Origin of the sequence: Streptomyces malaysiensis subsp. samsunensis (genome assembly GCF_024519315.1) — a bacterium.
GTDB lineage: Bacteria > Actinomycetota > Actinomycetes > Streptomycetales > Streptomycetaceae > Streptomyces > Streptomyces malaysiensis.
Genome location: NZ_JANIIC010000001.1, coordinates 350,624 through 371,401, shown reverse-complemented (window position 1 = coordinate 371,401; position 20,778 = coordinate 350,624). Strand labels below are relative to the sequence as shown.

The 20,778-nt window shown below is 73.5% G+C and carries 2 protein-coding genes; both read left to right on the top strand.

Annotated features, from left to right (window positions below):
* Positions 1-4 precede the first annotated feature (4 nt).
* Positions 5-4,954 (top strand): type I polyketide synthase, encoded by a 4,950-nt coding sequence (locus NQU54_RS49025; RefSeq protein ID WP_502362191.1) that lies wholly within the window; start codon positions 5-7, stop codon positions 4,952-4,954.
* A 260-nt stretch (positions 4,955-5,214) separates the two neighbouring features.
* Positions 5,215-20,778 (top strand): type I polyketide synthase, encoded by a 15,564-nt coding sequence (locus NQU54_RS01280; protein WP_257629334.1) that lies wholly within the window; start codon positions 5,215-5,217, stop codon positions 20,776-20,778.

Here is a 20,778-nt window from a genome sequence, read left to right as displayed (position 1 = left end):
ATATCTGAAGAAGGTCACCACCGATCTCACCGCCGCCCACCGGCGGTTGCAGGAAGTCGACGACCAGGCCCATGAGCCGATCGCCATCGTGGGCATGAGCTGCCGCTTCCCCGGAGGGGTGCGCACCCCCGAGGAGCTGTGGCAGCTCATGGCCTCCGGTGGTGAGGCGCAGACGGAGTTCCCGGCCGACCGCGGCTGGGACCTGAAGAACCTGTTCGACCCGGATCCGGACACCCCGGACACCACCTACACCCGCGAGGGCGGGTTCCTCGGCGACGCCACCCGGTTCGACGCGGCGTTCTTCGGGATCTCGCCCCGTGAGGCGCTCGCGATGGACCCGCAGCAGCGGCTGCTGCTGGAGACCTCCTGGGAGGCGTTCGAGCGGGCCGGGATCGACCCGGCCACCGTGCGCGGCAGCCGGACCGGTGTCTTCGCGGGCATGAACGCCTCCGACTATCTGAACGTGGCGCTCGGCGCCGAGGACGATTTCGGCGGACACCTTGGCACCGGCAACGCCGGCAGCGTCGTCTCCGGCCGGCTCTCCTATGTGTTCGGACTGGAGGGCCCGGCCGTCACCGTCGACACGGCCTGTTCCGCGTCCCTGGTGGCGCTGCACCTGGCCGTCCAGTCGCTGCGGCTGGGCGAATGCTCGCTCGCGCTGGCCGGCGGCGTCCATGTGATGTCCACCCCGGGGCTGTTCATCGAGTTCAGCCGCCAGCGCGGACTGTCCAAGGACGGCCGCTGCAAGGCGTTCGCGGCGGACGCCGACGGCTTCGGCCCGGCCGAGGGCGTGGGCGTCCTGCTGCTGGAGCGGCTCTCGGAGGCCCGCCGCAACGGCCACCGGGTGCTGGCCGTGGTGCGCGGCTCGGCCGTCAACCAGGACGGCGCGTCCAACGGTCTGACGGCGCCCAACGGCCCGTCCCAGCAGCGCGTCATCCAGCAGGCGCTGGCCAGTGCGAGGCTGTCCGGCGGCGATGTGGACGTCGTCGAGGCGCACGGCACGGGGACGTCGCTGGGCGACCCGATCGAGGCGCAGGCGCTGCTCGCCACCTACGGCCAGGACCGCCCCGAGGACCAACCGCTGCTGCTGGGGTCGGTGAAGTCCAACATCGGCCACACCCAGGGCGCCGCGGGCATCGCCGGGGTGATGAAGATGGTGCTGGCGATGGAGCACGGCGTGGTGCCCGAATCGCTGCACATCGCCGAGCCGTCCCCGCACGTCGACTGGGCGGCGGGGAAGGTAGCGCTGGTCAGGTCGGCCACGCCGTGGCCGGAGACCGGCCGTCCGCGCCGCGCCGCGGTGTCCTCGTTCGGCTTCAGCGGCACCAACGCGCACACCATCCTCGAACAGGCCCCCGCCGAGGAGCCGGAGCCGGTCGAGCTGGTGTCCAAGCAGCCGGGTGTGCTGCCGTGGGTGCTCTCCGGCAAGAGCGCGGCGGCGCTGCGCGCCCAGGCCGGGCGACTGCTGGACCGGCTCCACGACGAGCCCGCGCTGCGCCCGGTGGACGTCGGGCTGTCGCTGGCCACCACCCGCTCCGCGCTGGACCACCGCGGGGTGGTCCAGGGCCGGGACCGCGAGGAGCTGATGGCCGGGCTGACCGCCCTCGCCGAGGGCGGCATGGCCGCCGGTGTGGAGCGGGGCACCGTGGTCGCCGGGCAGACCGCGTTCGTCTTCCCGGGGCAGGGGTCCCAGTGGGTGCGGATGGGCGTCGGGCTGATGGACGCCTCGCCGGTCTTCGCGGCGCGGATCGAGGAGTGTGCGGGGGCGTTGGCGGAGTTCACCGACTGGTCGTTGGTGGATGTGTTGCGGGGTGCGGAGGGTGCGCCGTCGCTGGAGCGCGTCGATGTGGTGCAGCCGGTGTTGTTCGCGGTGATGGTGTCGCTGGCCGAGTTGTGGCGTTCGCTGGGTGTTGTTCCGGCGGCGGTGATCGGTCATTCGCAGGGTGAGATCGCGGCGGCGTGTGTGGCGGGGATCCTGTCGCTGAAGGACGCCGCCCGTGTGGTGGCGTTGCGCAGCCAGGCGATCGGCCGGGTGCTGGCGGGCAAGGGCGGCATGGTGTCGGTGGCGCTTCCGGTGGCGGACGTACGCGAGCGGATCGCGTCGTGGGGCGAGGAGCGGATCTCCATCGCGGCGGTCAATGGGCCGTCGTCGGTGGTCGTCTCGGGCGAGCCGACCGCGCTGGACGGGCTTCTCGCCGCGTGTGAGGCGGATGAGGTCCGGGCCCGGCGGGTGCCGGTGGACTACGCCTCGCACTCCGCGCAGGTCGAGCTGCTCCGGGAGGAACTGCTGGAACTGCTGGCGCCCGTGCAGCCGAAGGACGCCCGGGTGCCGTTCCTGTCCACCGTGACGGGGGAGTGGGTCGAGGGTCCGGAGCTGGACGCCGAGTACTGGTTCACCAATCTGCGTCGTACGGTCGAGCTGGAGGGCGCCGTCCGGCGGTTGCTCGACGAGGGCTTCGGGGTTTTCATCGAGTCCAGCGCCCACCCGGTGCTCACCATGGGCGTGCAGGAGACCGCCGAGGACGCCGGTCTCGACGCGGCCGCGATCGGCTCGCTGCGCCGGGACGAGGGTGGCCTTGACCGGTTCTGGGCCTCCGTCGGCGAGGCGTGGTCGCGCGGGGTGACGGTGGACTGGGACGTGGTGTTCCACGGCACCGGAGCCCGCCGTATCCCGCTGCCCACCTACGCCTTCCAGCCGCGGCGCTACTGGCCCGAGGCCGCGGCCGCGCGGGCTGCGGGGGAGCGCGGACACGACCCCGTGGAGGCGAAGTTCTGGGCCGCCGTGGAGGCCGAGGACTGGCAGGCGCTGGCCGCCGAGCTGACGGTCGACGGCGACCAGCCGATGAGCGCCGTCCTGCCCGCCCTGGCGTCCTGGCGCAAGCAGGCCCGTGAGCAGTCCACCGTGGACGGCTGGCGCTACCGCGTCACCTGGAAGCCGCTCACCGAGGAGCGGTCCGCCCGGCCGGCCGGCACCTGGCTGGTCGTCGCGCCCGCCACCGAGGCCGAGTGGCCGGACGCGGTGGCCGGTGTGCTGGCCGAACGGGGCGCCGACGTACGGCGGTTCGCGGTGGACACCGGCGCCGAGGGCCGCGACGAACTGGCCGGGCGGCTGCACACCGCGCTCGCCGAAGCCGAAGCCGACGGCGCCGCGTTCGCCGGAGTGGTGTCGCTGCTGGCCCCGGCCACGGGCGCACACCCCGAGCACCCCGCCCTGCCCGCCGGAACGGCCGCCCAGCTGGCGTTGGTCCAGGCCCTCGGCGACGCCGGGATCGGCGCCCCGCTGTGGTGCCTGACCCACGGCGCGGTCTCCGTCGGCGGCTCGGACCGGCCGGCCGCCCCCGAGCAGGCGCTGGTCTGGGGCCTGGGCCGGGTGGCCGCGCTGGAGCACCTGGAGCGCTGGGGCGGGCTGATCGACCTGCCCGAGACGCCCGACGAGCGCTCCCTGGCCCGGCTGGTGGGCCTCCTCGCCTCCGACGGCGACGACGACCAGGCGGCGATCCGCGCCGCGGGCGTCTACGGCCCCCGGCTGGTGCGGGCCCCGCTGGCTGACACCTCCGCCGTACGGTCCTGGCAGCCGGCCGGCACCACGCTGGTCACCGGCGGTACGGGCGCGCTGGGCGGGCAGGTGGCCCGCTGGCTGGCCGCGGCCGGCGCCGACCATCTGGTGCTGGTGAGCCGCCGGGGCGCCGACGCCCCCGGTGCGGTCGAGCTGGAGGCCGAGCTGACCGCGCTCGGCACCAAGGTCACCCTCGCCGCCTGCGATGTGACCGACCGCGCGGCGCTCGCCGAGGTGCTCGCGGCCGTCCCGGCCGACCAGCCGCTGACGGCCGTCGTGCACACCGCGGCGGTCAGCGACGACGGAGTGATCGAGGGGCTGAGGCCGGACCAGGTGGAGCGGGTGCTGCGGCCGAAGGTGGACGCCACCCGCCATCTGCACGAGCTCACCCGGGACCTGGACCTGACCGCGTTCGTGCTGTGCTCGCACTTCTCGGCCACCTTCGGCGCGCCCGGCCAGGGCAACCAGGCGCCCGGCAACGCCTTCCTGCACGCCTTCGCCGAACAGCGCCGCGCGGACGGGCTGCCCGCCACCACGCTGACCTTTGGCCCGTGGGGCGACGGCGGCACGGTGGACGGCGCCGTCGGCGACCGGATGCGCCGCCACGGCATCAACGAGATGGAGCCCGAACCGGCCGCCACCACGATCCAGCACGCCCTGGACCGCGACGAGACCGCGCTGACCGTCATCGACATGGACTGGCGGCGCTTCACCCTCGCCTTCACCGCCGACCGGCCGCGTCCGCTGCTGCACGATCTGCCCGAGGCCGTCGAGGTCGTCGAGGAGATGGCCGGCGGCTCAGCCGCCGATGGAGCTGCCGCGACGGCCGGAGTGGCACTGGCCGGACAGCTGGCGGCGCTGCCGGAGACCGAGCGGGAGCGGGTGCTGCTCGACCTGGTGCGCGCCGCGGTGGCCGCCGTACTGGGCCACTCCGGAGCCGAGGCCATCGAGGCCGGCCGGGCCTTCAAGGACCTGGGATTCGACTCGCTCACCGCGGTCGAACTCCGTAACCGGCTGGGCGCCGCGAGCGGGCTGAAGCTGCCCCCGAGCCTGATCTTCGACCACCCTACGCCGACCGCGGTGGCCGCCTATCTGCGGGCCGGGATCGTGCCCGACGAGGCCGCCTCCGGCGCGTCGGTGCTGGAGGACCTGGACAAGCTGGAGACCACGCTCACCGGCAGCGCGCCCGACAACATCACTCGGGCCCGGATCACCATGCGGCTGCGGTCCCTGCTGGTGAAGTGGGACGAGTCGGACGGTACGGCGGTGGCCGCCGAGCCCGCGGCGGCGGTTCCGGCGCAGGCCCCGGCGAAGGACACGGTCGACGCCGACCAGCTCCAGTCGGCCAGCGACGAAGAGCTCTTCGCATTCATCAACAAGGGTCTGGGAAGGGCATGACGGGAATTCTGCTATTGACGTCCTTCTCGATGTCGGACAGGATTTTCACTACGCTCGAATAGCTTATGAAATACCGGCTGCCCCCCTATTCTCCTTGGTTCCGCCAGGGGGTCGTAGGGGGCAGTTAGGGGTTGGCGCGGGGATTAGTTCGAGCCTAGCCTCTGAGCGAGAAGTCGACTGATTGTTTGCCGGTTACCGGCTCCCCTTTCGGGATCTGTAGAGCATTTTCCAATGCCGTCTGCCGTAAATGGATTGCGTAAATGGCGAATGAAGAGACGCTGCGGGACTACCTCAAGCTGGTAACGGCGGATCTGCACCAGACTCGCCTCCGCCTGCAAGAGGCCGAGGCGAAGAACCACGACCCCATCGCCATCGTGGGGATCGGCTGCCGTTATCCCGGAGGCGTGTCGTCGCCCGAGGACCTGTGGCGTATCGTCAGCGACGGTGTCGACGCGGTCAGCGAATTCCCGACCGACCGCGGGTGGGACGTCGACAAGATGTACCACCCGGACCCGGACCACCCCGGCAGCAGCTATGTGCGCGAGGGCGGATTCGTCGACGGGATCGCCGACTTCGACCCGTCCTTTTTCGGCATCAGCCCGCGTGAAGCGCTCGGCATGGACCCGCAGCAGCGGCTGCTGCTGGAGACGTCCTGGGAGGCGTTCGAGCGCGCCGGAATCGACCCGGTCTCGGTGCGCGGCAAGCAGATCGGCGTCTTCGTCGGTACCAGCAACCACGACTACCTGGGCGCGATCCTCAGCTCCGGTGAGAACTTCGAGGGCTACTTCGGCACCGGCAACGCCGCGAGCGTCGCCTCCGGCCGGCTGTCCTACACCTTCGGCTTCGAGGGCCCCGCCGCCACCGTCGACACCGCCTGTTCCTCCTCCCTGGTGGCCCTCCACCTCGCGGTCCAGGCGCTCCGCAACGGCGAATGCTCGCTCGCGCTGGCCGGCGGGGTGACCCTGATGGCCGCGCCCGGCGTCTTCATCGACTACAGCAAGATGCGCGGACTGGCCTTCGACGGGCGTTCCAAGCCGTTCGCCCCGGAGGCCGACGGCTTCTGCCTGGGCGAGGGCATCGGCATGCTGCTGGTCGAGCGGCTCTCGGACGCCCAGCGCAAGGGTCATCCGGTGCTCGCCGTGGTGCGCGGCTCCGCCGTCAACCAGGACGGTGCGTCCAACGGTCTGACCGCGCCCAACGGCCCCTCGCAGCAACGGGTCATCCTCCAGGCGCTGGCCAACGCCAGGCTCACGCCCGACCAGGTCGACGTCGTCGAGGCGCACGGCACCGGCACCGCCCTCGGCGACCCGATCGAGGCGCAGGCGCTGCTCGCCACCTACGGCCAGGGCCGGCCCGAGGGGAAACCGCTGCTCATCGGCTCCATCAAGTCCAACATCGGCCACGCCCAGGCGGGCGCCGGTGTCGGCGGTGTCATCAAGATGGTCATGGCGATGCGGCACGGTGTGCTGCCCAAGACGCTCCACCTCACCGAGCCCACCCCGCACGTCGACTGGACGGCCGGGGACGTCGAGCTGCTCACCACCACCCGTGAGTGGGCCCGGGACTCCGAGGGCGCGACGCCGCGCCGTGCGGGCGTCTCGTCATTCGGCATGAGCGGCACCAATGTGCACACCATCCTGGAGGAGGCCCCGGCCCCCGCCGAGGACACCGAGCCGGAGCGGGCCGACCTGCCACTGGTCCCGGTCGTGCTCTCGGGCAGGAGCGAGGAGGCACTGCGGGCCCAGGTGCTGCGGCTCCACGCCCATCTGACCGCCCACCCCGGCCACCACCTCACCGACATCGGCTACTCCCAGGCCGTCACCCGCGCCGCCCTCGACCGCCGCGCCGTGGTCGTCGCGGCCGACCGCGATGAACTGCTCGCGGGCCTCGGCGCGCTCGCCGAAGGCCGCCACCACTCCGAGGTGGCCGAGGGAGTGGCCGCCGAGGGCAAGGTCGCGTTCCTCTTCACGGGCCAGGGCAGCCAGCGGCTCGGCATGGGCCGTGAGCTGTACGAGACGTACCCGGTGTTCGCCGAGGCGCTGGACGCGGTCTGCGCCCAGCTCGACCGCTTCCTCGACCGGCCGCTGAAGGACGTGCTGTTCGGCGACGACGCCGCCGCGCTCGACCTGACCGGCTTCACCCAGCCCGCGCTGTTCGCCGTCGAGGTCGCCCTCTTCCGCCTCGTCGAATCCTGGGGGCTGCGGCCCGACTTCCTCTCCGGCCACTCCATCGGCGAGATCGCCGCCGCCCATGTCGCCGGGGTGCTCTCGCTCACCCACGCCGCCGCCCTGGTGGCCGCGCGCAGCCAGCTGATGCAGCAGCTGCCCACCGGTGGCGCGATGATCGCCGTCCAGGCGTCGGAGGACGAGGTCGCGCCGCTGCTCACCGAGCGCGTCTCGATCGCCGCGCTGAACGGGCCGACGTCGGTGGTCATCGCCGGTGACGAGGGTGCGGCGGCGGAGATCGCCGCGTCGTTCGAGGCCCAGGGCCGCAAGATCAAGCGGCTCACCGTCAGCCACGCCTTCCACTCCCCGCACATGGACGGAATGCTGGAGAACTTCCGCCAGGTCGCCCGGCGGCTGACGTACGAGGCTCCGCGGATCCCGATCGTCTCCAGCCTCACCGGCACCCTGGTGGGCGCCGACGAGATCACCAGCCCCGACTTCTGGGTCCGCCACGTCCGCGAGACCGTCCGCTTCCTCGACGCCGTCCGCCGGCTCGAGGACTACGGCGTGACGACCTTCGTCGAACTGGGCCCCGGCGGGGTGCTCTCGGCCATGGCCCAGGACTGCGTGGCCGGTGCCAAGGCGCGGACGTACGCGTTCCTGCCCGCCCTGCGCTCCGACCGTCCCGAGGCCCGCACCCTCAACCAGGTGCTGGCTCGGGCCCATGTGCGTGGCGTCCCCGTCGACTGGCACGCGTACTACAGCGGTGCCGGCGCCCGCCGCGTCGACCTGCCCACCTATGCCTTCCAGCGGCAGCGGTACTGGCCGGCCCACCCCTTTTCGGACTCCGACGCCCCCGGGAATCCCGCCGCGCCCGCCGTGGCCGACGCCCGGTTCTGGGAGGTCGTGCACACCGAGGACCTGGCCGCCCTGGTCGAGACCCTCGGCCTCGACGGCGACCAGCCGCTCAGCGAGGTGCTGCCCGTCCTGTCCGCGTGGCGGCGGCAGAGCCACGACCGGTCCACGGTGCACGGCTGGCGCTACCGCACCCTCTGGAAGCCGCTGCCGCAGACCCAGCCCCGGCCGTTCACCGGCACCTGGCTCGTCGTCACCCCCGCCGGGCACACCGGCGACCCGTGGGTCACGGAGCCGGTACGGGCCCTGACCGAACGCGGCGTACGCGTCCACGAGATCGCCGTGGACGGCACGGCGGACGACCGGGCGGGCATCGCCGAGCGGATCCGCACCGCGCTGGCCTCGCCCGACGACCCGCGGCGGACCCCGCACGCCGACGGCGTCCTGTCCCTGCTCGGCCTCGATGAGCGGCCGCACACCGAACACCCCGCGCTCACCGCCGGACTCGCGGGCACCCTCGCCCTCGTCCAGGCCCTCGGTGACGCGGACCTCGACGCCGCGCTGTGGGCCGCCACCCGCGGCGCGGTCTCCGTGGGCCGTTCCGACCGGCTCACCCGCCCCGACCAGGCCCGGATCTGGGGCCTGGGCCGCACCGTCGCCCTCGAACACCCCGAGCGCTGGGGCGGTCTGATCGACCTGCCCGAAACCGCCGACGACCGCGCACGGGGCCGGCTCGCCGACATCCTCTCCGGGCCCGAGGGCATCAGCGGCGAGGACCACCTGGCGATCCGCCCGCAGGGCATCCACGCCCGCCGGCTGGCCCGCGCCCCGCACCACGAGACCACCGGCGACGGCTGGACCACCCACGGCACCGCGCTGATCACCGGCGGCACCGGCGCCCTCGGCGGCCATGTCGCCCGCTGGCTCGTGGCCCACGGCGCCGAGCACATCCTGCTCGCCGGCCGCCGCGGCCCGGACGCCCCCGGCGCCGGCGAACTGCGGGACGAACTCACCGCCCTCGGCGCCCGGGTGACCATCGCCGCCTGCGACGTCGCCGACCGCGACGCCCTCGCCGGACTGCTGGCGTCCATACCCGCGGAGCACCCGCTGACCACGGTCGTCCACGCCGCCGGAGTGCTGGACGACGGGGTGCTCGACGCCCAGACCCCACGGCGGATGGCCGATGTGCTGCGCGTCAAGGCCGACGGCGCCCGCCATCTGCACGAGCTCACCCGCGGCCTCGACCTGTCCGCCTTCGTGCTCTTCTCCTCCATGGCCGCCACCTTCGGCGCCGCCGGACAGGCCAACTACGTAGCCGCCAACGCCTATCTCGACGCGCTCGCCGAACAGCGCCGCGCCGAGGGGCTGCCCGCCACCTCGATGGCCTGGGGGGCCTGGGCCGACGGCGGTATGGCCACAGACGAGCTGGTGGCCGAGCGGCTCCGGCACTCCGGGCTGCCCGCCCTCGCTCCGGAACTGGCCACCGCCGCCCTGGGGGCCGCGCTCGACCTCGACGAGACCTTCTCCCTCGTCGTCGACATCGAATGGGACCGCTTCGCACCGGGCCTCTCCGCCCACCGTCCGAACCCCCTGCTCGCCGACCTCGGCGAGGCGAAGCGCGCCATCAACGCCGCGCGTGCGTCCCATGACGGCCCCGCCCGCTTCGGGGGGACCACCTCGCTGGCCCAGCGGCTCACCGACGCCGGAACCGACGAGGAACGCGAGCGGATCGCCGTGGACTTCGTCCGCACCCAGGTGGCCGTCGTCCTCGGCCACCCCGGACCGGACTCGGTGGAGCCCGGCCGCGCCTTCCGCGACATCGGCTTCGACTCCCTCACCGCGGTGGAGATCCGCAACCTGCTCTCCACCCTCACCGGGCTGAAGCTGCCCGCCACCATCATCTACGACTACCCCACCCCGATCGCCCTCGCCGATCACCTCCAGGCCGAACTCATCGGCTCCCGCCCGGCGGTGACCGGCGCGTCGTCGGTGGGCGTGGCTCTGGACGATGACCCCATCGCGATCGTCGGGATGAGCTGCCGCTTCCCGGGTGGCGTACGGTCGCCCGAGGAGCTGTGGCGGCTGCTGGCGTCCGGCCAGGACGCGGTGACGGAGTTCCCCGCCGACCGCGGCTGGGACCTGGAGTCGCTCTACGACCCGGACTCCGCCACCGAGTACGGCAGTTACGTCCGCGAGGGCGGATTCCTCGCGGACGCGGCCGAGTTCGACCCCGGCTTCTTCGGTATTTCGCCGCGTGAGGCGCTTGCCATGGATCCGCAGCAGCGGTTGCTGCTGGAGACGTCCTGGGAGGCGTTCGAGCGGGCGGGGATCGATCCGACCACGCTGCGCGGTCAGCAGGTCGGTGTGTTCGCGGGCACCAACGGCCAGGACTACCTGCCCGTCATCCTGTCCGCCCCCGATGGCTCGGAAGGCTTCGTGGGGACGGGTAACGCGGCGAGTGTGCTGTCGGGCCGGGTGTCGTACGCGTTGGGGCTTGAGGGTCCTTCGGTGACGGTGGACACGGCGTGTTCGTCGTCGTTGGTGGCGTTGCACTGGGCGGTTCAGGCGTTGCGGGCGGGTGAGTGCTCGTTGGCGTTGGCCGGTGGTGTGACGGTGATGTCGACGCCGGGCTCGTTTGTTGATTTCAGTCGTCAGCGTGGTCTTGCGGCGGATGGTCGGATCAAGGCGTTCGCGGCGGGTGCGGATGGCACCGGCTGGGGTGAGGGCATCGGCATGCTGCTCGTGGAGCGGCTGTCGGACGCGCGGCGCAACGGCCATGAGGTGCTGGCCATCGTGCGCGGCAGCGCCATCAACCAGGACGGCGCGTCGAACGGTCTGACCGCGCCGAATGGTCCGTCGCAGCAGCGGGTGATCCGGCAGGCCCTGGCGAGCGCCGGGCTGTCGACGTCCGAGGTGGACGCGGTCGAGGCGCACGGCACCGGCACCAAGCTCGGCGACCCCATCGAGGCCCAGGCGCTGCTCGCCACCTACGGCCAGGAGCGGCCCGAGGGGCAGCCGTTGTGGCTGGGCTCCATCAAGTCGAACTTCGGCCACACGCAGGCCGCGGCCGGTGTCGCCGGTGTGCTGAAGATGGTGCTGGCCATCCGGCACGGAGTGCTGCCGCAGACCCTCAACGTCGATGAGCCCACCCCGCACGTCGACTGGTCGGCGGGCGCGGTGTCGCTGCTGACCGAGGCGCGGGAGTGGCCGGAGACCGGCCGTCCGCGCCGGGCCGCGGTGTCCTCGTTCGGTATCAGCGGCACCAACGCGCACACCATCATCGAGCAGGCGCCCGGGTACGCGGACGAGAGCGAGGACGCGGGGCCCGTCGCTGCGCCGCGGTCCGGCGTCCCGGCCGCCTGGGTGCTCTCCGCCAAGTCCCCCGAGGGCCTGCGCGACCAGGCCGCACGGCTGCGCGCCCACCTCGGCGACCGGCCCGAACTGGACGCCACCGATGTGGCGTTCACGCTCGCCACGCGCCGTGCCGCCTTCGAGGAGCGCGCGGCGCTCGTGGCCGAGGACCGGGACGGGCTGCTGTCCGGCCTGGCGGCGCTCGCCGAGGGCCGCACGGCGGCCGGGCTCGTGCGGGGTTCGGTGTCCGGTGGCAAGGTGGCGTTCCTGTTCACCGGGCAGGGGAGCCAGCGGCTGGGGATGGGCCGTGAGCTGTACGACGCCTTCCCGGCGTTCGCGGACGCGCTGGACGAGGCGTGCGCCCATCTGGACGCGCATCTCGAACGGCCGCTTCGTGAGGTGTTGTTCGGGGAGGACGCAGAGGCGCTGGACCGGACCGGGTTCACCCAGCCCGCGTTGTTCGCGGTCGAGGTGGCGCTGTTCCGGCTGGTCGAGGCGTGGGGTCTGAAGGCGGACTTCCTCTCCGGGCACTCGATCGGCGAGCTTGCCGCCGCGCATGTGGCGGGTGTGCTGTCCCTCGCCGACGCGTGCACGCTGGTGGCGGCCCGTGGCCGTCTGATGCAAGAGCTTCCGGCCGGTGGCGCGATGATCGCGGTGCAGGCGTCCGAGGACGAGGTGGCGCCGCTGCTCAGCGAGCGGGTGTCGATTGCCGCGCTCAACGGGCCGACGTCGGTCGTTATCGCGGGTGATGAGGACGCGGCGCTGGAGATCGCGGCGTCGTTCGAGGCGCAGGGGCGTAAGACCAAGCAGCTCACGGTCAGCCACGCGTTCCACTCGCCCCGCATGGACGGGATGCTGGACGCGTTCCGCGAGGTCGCGGAGGGCCTGTCGTACGAGGCCCCGCGCATCCCGATCGTCTCCAACCTCACCGGGAACGTCGTCTCCGCCGAGGAGATCGCGACCCCCGACTTCTGGGTGCGCCACGTCCGCGAGGCCGTCCGCTTCCTCGATGGCGTCCGGACGTTGGAAGCCCAGGGCGTCACCACCTACGTCGAGCTCGGCCCCGACGGTGTGCTCACCGCCATGGCCCAGGAGTGCGTGGACGCCGAGTCCGACGCCGCCTTCGCCGCCGTGCTGCGCAAGGACCGTCCCGAGGCCGAGGCGCTCACGAAGGCCGTCGCGCGGGCGCATGTCCGTGGCGTCGTGATGGACTGGGCGGCCTACTACGCCGGTACGGGCGCCGCGCGGGTCGAGCTGGCCGAGTTCCCGACCTACCCCTTCCAGCGGCAGCGCTACTGGCCGAAGGTCTCGTCGCTGTTCCTCGGCGATGTGGCCGCGGTCGGGCTGGGCGAGGCCGAACATCCGCTGCTCGGCGCAAGTGCCGAACTGCCGGACGCGGACGGGATGTTGTTCACCGGACGGCTGGCGCTGTCCACGCACCCGTGGCTCGCGGGCCACACCATCCTGGACACGGTGCTGCTGCCCGGTACCGCGTTCGTGGAGCTGGCCATCCGCGCCGGTGACCACGTCGGCTGCGACTATCTGGAGGAGCTGACCCTCGAAGCGCCGCTGGTCCTGCCCGCGCAAGGCGGTGTCCAGCTGCGGCTCTCGGTCGGTGCGGCGGACGGGACCGGCCGCCGCCCGCTGGCGCTGCACTCCCGGCTGGAGAGCCTGCCCGCCGATGAGCCGTGGACCCGGCACGCCACCGGTGTCCTGTCGTCCGGCGGCCGTCCGGAGGCGTCGTTCGAGCTGACCGAGTGGCCCCCGGCGGGTGCCACGGAAGTGGAGCTGGACGGCCGTTACGAGGGCCTGCTGGACATCGGCTTCGCCTACGGCCCCGCGTTCCAGGGGCTGCGCAGGGCGTGGCAGCGCGGTGGCGAGGTGTTCGCCGAGGTGGCGCTGGACGAGGGCACGGCCGAGGAGGCCGGCGCGTTCGGGCTGCACCCGGCGCTGCTGGACTCCGCGCTGCACGCCATCGGGATGGGCGGCCTGGGCAACACGGGCGGGGAAGGGCGGCTGCCGTTCGCCTGGACCGGTGTGTCGCTGTACGCGAGCGGCGCCTCGGCGCTGCGGGTGCGTCTGACCTCCGCGGGCAACGACGGTGTCCGGCTGGAGATCGCCGACACCACGGGTGCGCCGGTCGCGGCCGTCGAGACGCTCGGACTGCGCCCGGTCTCGGCCGAGCAGCTCCAGAGCGCGCGGACGGCCTACCACGAGTCGCTGTTCCGCCTGGAGTGGACGACTACGGCCGGGCTCGCCGACGCGGCCGGGGCGGATGTGCCGACCGACGGCCGGTGGGCGGTGCTGGGCGCCGATCCGTTCGGGCTCGGGACCACGGCGTACGGGGATCTCGCGACGCTGGCCGCGGCGGTCGCCGCGGGCACGGCGCCCGCGCCCGAGTACGTCGTCGTATCGCCGTCCGCCGAACTCGGTGAGCAGTCGGCCCGTGCGGCGCACCGCGCCGCCGCCGCGGCGCTCACCGCCGTCCAGCGGTGGCTCGAGGAGGAGCGGTTCGGGGACGCCCCGCTGGTCGTGCTGACCCGTGGCGCGGTGGCCGCCGAGGCCGACGAGCCGGTGGCGGACCTGGCCGGTGCGGCCGTCTGGGGTCTGCTGCGCTCGGCGCAGACGGAGAACCCGGGCCGGTTCGTGCTGGTGGACATCGACGGTGCCGAGGAGTCGCTGCGCGCCCTGCCCGCCGCCCTGGCCTCGGACGAGCCGCAGCTGGCGATCCGCGCGGGCGCGGTGTCCGTGCCCCGGCTGGCGCGGGTGGCCGTGGAGCCGGAGGGCGACGACGCCCGGGGTCTCGACCCCGAGGGCACGGTGCTGGTGACCGGTGCGTCCGGTTCGCTGGGCGGTCTGGTGGCGCGGCATCTGGTGGCCGAACGTGGCGTACGGCATCTGCTGCTGGTCAGCCGCCGTGGCGACGAGGCGCCGGGTGCGGTTGAACTCACCGCCGAGCTGGGCGAGTTGGGCGCCGAGGTGGCCTGGGCGGCCTGTGACGTGGCGGACCGGGGCGCGCTGGCCGCGACCCTTGCCACCGTCCCCGCCGAGCATCCGCTCACGGCCGTCGTGCACACCGCCGGTGTGCTGGACGACGGTGTGATCAGTTCGCTGACCTCTGAGCGCGTCGACCATGTGATGCGTCCGAAGGTGGACGCGGCGTGGAACCTCCATGAGCTCACCCGCGACCTGGACCTGACGGCCTTCGTTCTGTTCTCGTCCTCCTCCGGTGTGTTCGGCGGTCCGGGGCAGGGCAACTACGCGGCCGCCAACGCCTTCCTGGACGCGCTCGCCCGCCACCGCACCGCGCAGGGCCTGCCCGCCACCGCGCTGGCATGGGGCCTGTGGGCCGGGGCCGGGATGGGCAGCACGCTGGACGAGGCCGACATCAGCCGGATGCGGCGCGCCGGACTGCCGCCGCTGCCGGTGGCGGAGGGCCTCGCGCTGCTCGACACCGCACTGACCGTCCGCGAGGCGTCGCTGGTGCCCATGCGGGTGGACCTCGCGGCGCTGCGCAACCAGCCCGCGATCTCGCCCCTGTTCCGCGGTCTGGTGCGGATTCCGGCGCGGCGCGCGGTGGACGCGGCCGCGGCCGGGGGCGAGTCCGGTCTTGCCGGGCGGCTCGCCGGGCTCTCCGAGCCCGAGCAGGAGCGGCTGCTGCTGGATCTGGTCCGGGCGCAGGTGGCCACCGTGCTCGGTTACGCGGGCGCGGAGACCATCGGTTCCGGCCGGGCGTTCAAGGAGCTTGGCTTCGACTCGCTGACCGCCGTCGAACTGCGCAACCAGCTCAACACCGTCACCGGGCTACGGCTGCCCGCCACGCTCATCTTCGACTACCCGGACCCGCAGGTCCTGGCCCGCCATCTGCGGACCGAGCTCGTCGGCACGGACTCCCCGGCGGTGCACACACCGGTGCCGGTCGTGGCCGCCACCGACGACGAGCCGATCGCCATCGTGGCCATGAGCTGCCGCTACCCGGGCGGGGTCACCACGCCCGAGGAGCTGTGGCAGCTGCTCGCCGCGGGCGAGGACGGCATCTCCCGCTTCCCGGACAACCGCGGCTGGGACCTCGAGGCGCTCTACGACCCGGACCCGGAGACCCAGGGCACCTCCTACGCCCGCGAGGGCGGTTTCCTGCACGACGCGGCCGACTTCGACCCGGCGTTCTTCGGGATCTCGCCGCGCGAGGCCCTCGCCATGGACCCGCAGCAGCGGCTGCTGCTGGAGACCACGTGGGAGGCGTTCGAGCGCGCCGGAATCGATCCGCTGTCGGTGCGCGGCAGCCGTACCGGTGTGTTCGCGGGCGTCATGTACCACGACTACGGGTCCCGGCTGCACGCCGTGCCGAACGAGGTCGAGGGCTATCTCGGCACCGGCAGCTCCAGCAGTGTGGTGTCCGGCCGGGTGGCGTACACCTTCGGCCTGGAGGGCCCGGCCGTCACGGTCGACACGGCCTGCTCGTCCTCGCTGGTCGCGCTGCATCTGGCGGCGCAGGCGCTGCGCCAGGGCGAGTGCTCGCTCGCGTTGGCGGGCGGCGTCACGGTGATGTTCACCCCGGGTACGTTCATCGACTTCAGCCGCCAGCGCGGACTGGCCAGGGACGGCCGCTGCAAGTCCTTCGCGGCCGCCGCCGACGGCACCGGCTGGGGCGAGGGCGCGGGCATGCTGCTGCTGGAGCGGCTGTCGGACGCGAAGAAGAACGGCCATGAGGTGCTGGCGATCGTGCGCGGCTCGGCCGTCAACCAGGACGGTGCGTCGAACGGTCTGACGGCGCCCAACGGCCCGTCCCAGCAGCGCGTCATCCGCCAGGCCCTCGCCAACGCCCGCCTGACCACCGGTGAGGTGGACGTGGTCGAGGCGCATGGCACGGGCACGACGCTGGGCGACCCGATCGAGGCCCAGGCGCTGCTGGCCACCTACGGCCGGGAGCGGGACGCGGAGCGGCCGCTGTGGCTGGGCTCCGTCAAGTCCAACCTGGGCCACACCCAGGCCGCTTCCGGTGTCGCGGGCATCATCAAGATGGTGCTGTCGATGCGGCACGGCCTGCTGCCGCAAACCCTGCACGTGGACGAGCCGTCGCCGCATGTGGACTGGTCGGCGGGGGCGGTGTCGCTGCTGACCGAGGCGCGGGAGTGGCCGGAGACCGGCCGTCCGCGCCGGGCCGCGGTGTCCTCGTTCGGCATCAGCGGCACCAACGCCCACGCCATCATCGAGCAGCCGCCCGCCCTGGAGCCGGATGAGCCCGCGGTGGAGCCCGAGGCCCTGCCGTATGTGCCCGTGCTGGTGTCAGCCCGTACCGAGGACGGTGTGCGGGCCCAGGCGCGGCGGCTGCGGTCGCGGATCGCCGCCGAGCCCCGGACCGCCCTCACCGATCTGGGCTTCTCGCTCGCGACGACCCGCGCCGCGCTCGAACACCGCGTCGCGCTGGTCGCCGAAGGCCATGACGGGGCTGACGAGGTGCTGGGCGCGCTGGACGCGCTGGCACGCGGTGAGCACCCGGCGCAGGCGCTGCGCGGAGTGGCCACCGAGGGCAAGGTGGCGTTCCTGTTCACCGGGCAGGGCAGTCAGCGGCTCGGTATGGGCCGTGAGCTGTACGGGGCGTTCCCGCGCTTCGCGGAGGCGCTGGACGAGGTGTGCGACGAGCTGGACCGCCACCTCGAACGGCCGCTGAAGACCGTGCTGTTCGGCGAGGACGCCCAGGCGCTGGACCGCACCGCCGTCACCCAGCCCGCGCTGTTCGCCGTCGAGGTGGCGCTGTTCCGGCTGGTCGAGGCGTGGGGTCTCACACCGGACTACCTGGCCGGCCACTCCATCGGTGAGATCGCCGCCGCGCATGTGGCGGGCGTGTTCTCGCTCGCCGACGCGTGTGCGCTGGTCGCCGCCCGCGGTCGGTTGATGCAGGAGCTTCCGGGCGGTGGCGCGATGATCGCCGTCCAGGCGTCCGAGGACGAGGTGGCGCCGCTGCTCACCGACCGGGTGAGCGTCGCCGCCGTCAACGGGCCGACGTCGGTGGTCATCGCGGGTGACGAGGACGCGGCGGCGGAGATCGCGGCGGCTTTCGAGGCGCGGGGCCGCAAGACCAAGCGGCTCACGGTCAGCCATGCCTTCCACTCGCCGTATATGGACCCGATGCTCGCGGACTTCCGCAAGCTGGCCGAGGGCCTGACCTTCAACGCCCCGAAGATCCCGCTGGTGTCCTGTCTCACCGGCACCGTGGCCGCCGCCGACGAGATCCGTCTGCCGGAGTTCTGGGTGCGCCACGTCCGTGAGTCCGTCCGCTTCCTCGACGGCGTCCGCACCCTGCGCGACCAGGGTGTGACCACCTTCGTGGAGCTCGGCCCGGACGGGGTGCTCTCCGCGATGGGCGAGGACTGCCTCGCCGAGACGGAGACCGGCACCGACGGGGACACCGACGCCCGCGCGGTGTTCGTCCCCACCCTGCGCGGCGGCCGCTCCGAGGCCCAGGTGCTCGCCACCGCCCTCGCCCAGATCCATGTCCGCGGCGCGGCCCCGGACTGGGCGGCGGTCTACGGCGGGCGCGGCGCCCGCCGCGTGGCGCTGCCCACCTACGCCTTCCAGCGCCAGCGCTACTGGCTCGACGTGGGCATCTCCGTCGAGGACGTGGTCCTGGCGGGCCTCGGCTCGGCCGACCATCCGCTGCTGGGCGCGGCGGTGGAACTGCCCGACACCGGTGGCTTCGTGTTCACCGGGCGGCTGGCGCTGCCGACCCACCCGTGGCTGGCCGACCACGCCGTCATGGACACGGTGCTGCTGCCCGGCACCGCGTTCGTCGAGCTCGCGCTGCGGGCCGGCCACGAGGCGGGCTGTGACACGGTCGAGGAGCTGACCCTCCAGGCCCCGCTGGTCCTGCCCGAACAGGGTGCCGTCCAGCTACGGCTGGAGCTCGCGGCGGCCGACGAGACGGGGCGGCGCGCGCTGACCCTGCATTCGCGCCGCGAGGACGTCCCCGCCGACGAGCCGTGGATCCGCCACGCCACCGGCTTCCTCGCCCCGGGCGAGGCCGACTGGCCCGAACAGCCGGACCTGGGCGTGTGGCCGCCCGCCGACGCGACGGCGCTGGCCACCGAGGAGTTCTACGCGGGCGCGGCCGCCGCCGGACTCGGCTACGGCCCGGTCTTCCAGGGGCTGGACGCCGCCTGGCGGCGTGGCGACGAGCTGTTCGCCGAGATCCGGCTGCCCCAGGGCTTCGAGCCCCAGGCCGCCGCGTACGGGGTGCATCCGGCGCTGCTGGACGCCGCCCTGCACACCCTCGGCCTCGACTCGGAGCGCGAGGGCGGCGAAGGGGCGCGGCTGCCGTTCGCCTGGACCGGTGTACGGCTGTACGCCGGGGGCGCCGCATCGCTGCGCGTACGGCTGCGGCCCGGCGCCGAAGGGGTGTCGCTGCACCTCGCCGACGGCACCGGCGCCCCCGTCGCCACCATCGACGGCCTCGTGCTGCGGCCGCTCGCGGCCGAGCAGTTGGACGCCTCGCGGGCCGCGTACCACGAGTCGCTGTTCCGCCCGGAGTGGACGGCCCTGTCCGCGTCCGCCACCGATATCCCGCTGGGCGAGCGTTGGGTGACCCTCGGCGCCGCCACCGGCTTCACCGTGGCGGGCGAGCGGCTGGACGACCACGCGGACCTCGCGGCACTCACCACCGCCCTCGACGGCGGCGCGGCCGCCCCCGATGTGGTCGTGGCTCCCCTCGCCGACACCGGCGGCGTCGCATCCCTCGCCGACACCGCGCGGGCCGCCGCCCGGAACGCCCTGGACCTGGTCCAGAACTGGCTGAACGACCAGCGGCTGGCCGACACCCGACTCGTCCTCGTCACCCGGGGCGCGGTCGCCGCGGCCCCCGGCGATGACATCGCCGACCTGGTCCACACCACCGTGTGGGGCCTGGTCAAGTCCGCGCAGTCGGAGAACCCCGGCCGGTTCGTCCTGGTCGACACCGACGGCACCGACGCCTCCCAGCGGGCCCTGCCGTCGGTGCTCGCCACCGATGAACCGCAGCTGGCCCTGCGCTCCGGCACCGGCCACGCCTACCGGCTCGCCCGGGTCCCGGCCCTGCCGGACACGCCCGAGCCCGCCGGTCTCGGCGACCCGGACGGCACCGTGCTGCTCAGCGGCGCCACCGGCGCCCTGGGCGGCCTGTTCGCCCGCCACCTGGTGCGGGCGCGCGGCGTACGCCGTCTGCTGCTGCTCAGCCGACGGGGCGGCGACGCCCCCGGCGCGGCCGAACTCGCCGCCGAACTGGGCGAGATGGGCGCCGAGGTCACCTGGGCCGCCTGTGACGCCGCCGACCGGGATGCCCTGGCCGCGACCCTCGCGGCCCTCCCCGCCGACCGTCCGCTGACCGCCGTGGTACACACCGCGGGCGTCCTGGACGACGGCGTGATCAGCTCGCTGACCGGTGAGCGGATCGACACGGTGCTGCGCCCCAAGGTGGACGCGGCGTGGAACCTCCACGAGCTGACCCGGGAGAAGGACCTGGCCGCGTTCGTGCTCTTCTCCTCCGCCGCCGGTGCCTTCGGCAGCGCGGGACAGGGCAACTACGCCGCGGCCAACGCCTTCCTGGACGCGCTCGCCCGGCACCGCCACGCCCAGGGCCTGCCCGCGAGCTCCCTCGCCTGGGGCCTGTGGGCGACCGCCGACGGCATGGCCGGAAGCCTGGACACCACCGATGTCACCCGCATCTCGCGCGGCGGCTTCGAGGCGCTCGGCCAGGACGAGGGCCTGGCGCTGTTCGACGTGGCGGGCACTCTGTCCGAGTCCGTACTGGTGCCGATCCGCGTCGACACGGGCGCCCTGCGCGGCCAGGCCGCCGCCGGGCTGCTGCCGCCACTGCTGCGCGGCCTGGTCCGTACCCCCGTACGGCGCTCCGCCGACACCGGGGCCACCGGTGTCGGTGCCGTGGCCGACTCGGGTGCGGGCTCGCTCGCCGAACGGCTCTCCGGGCTCTCGGAGACCGAACGCGACCGGGAGCTGCTGGAGGTCGTCCTCGGCCATGTGGCCGCCGTCCTCGGCTACGCCACCCCGGACGACGTGGACGCCGGGCGGGGCTTCCTCGACCTGGGCTTCGACTCGCTCACCGCCGTGGATCTGCGCAACCGGCTGGGCGCCGCCGCCGGGCTGCGGCTGCCGGTCACGCTGATCTTCGACTACCCGACGCCCACCGCGCTCGCCGGATATCTGCGCGAGGAGCTGGGCCTGGACAACGCTGCCGGACACCAGCCCGTGCACGCGGAGCTCGACAAGCTCGAAACGCTCCTCGCCACGATCGCCCCGGACGACACCGAGCGCACCGGCATCACCACCCGCCTGCGCGACCTCCTGTCGAAGTGGAATGAAACGCACAGTGCTACGGACAGCACCGCAGAAGACCGTGAAATCCAGTCCGCTACGGCAGACGAGATCTTCGATCTCCTCGACGACGAGCTCGGGCTCTCCTGA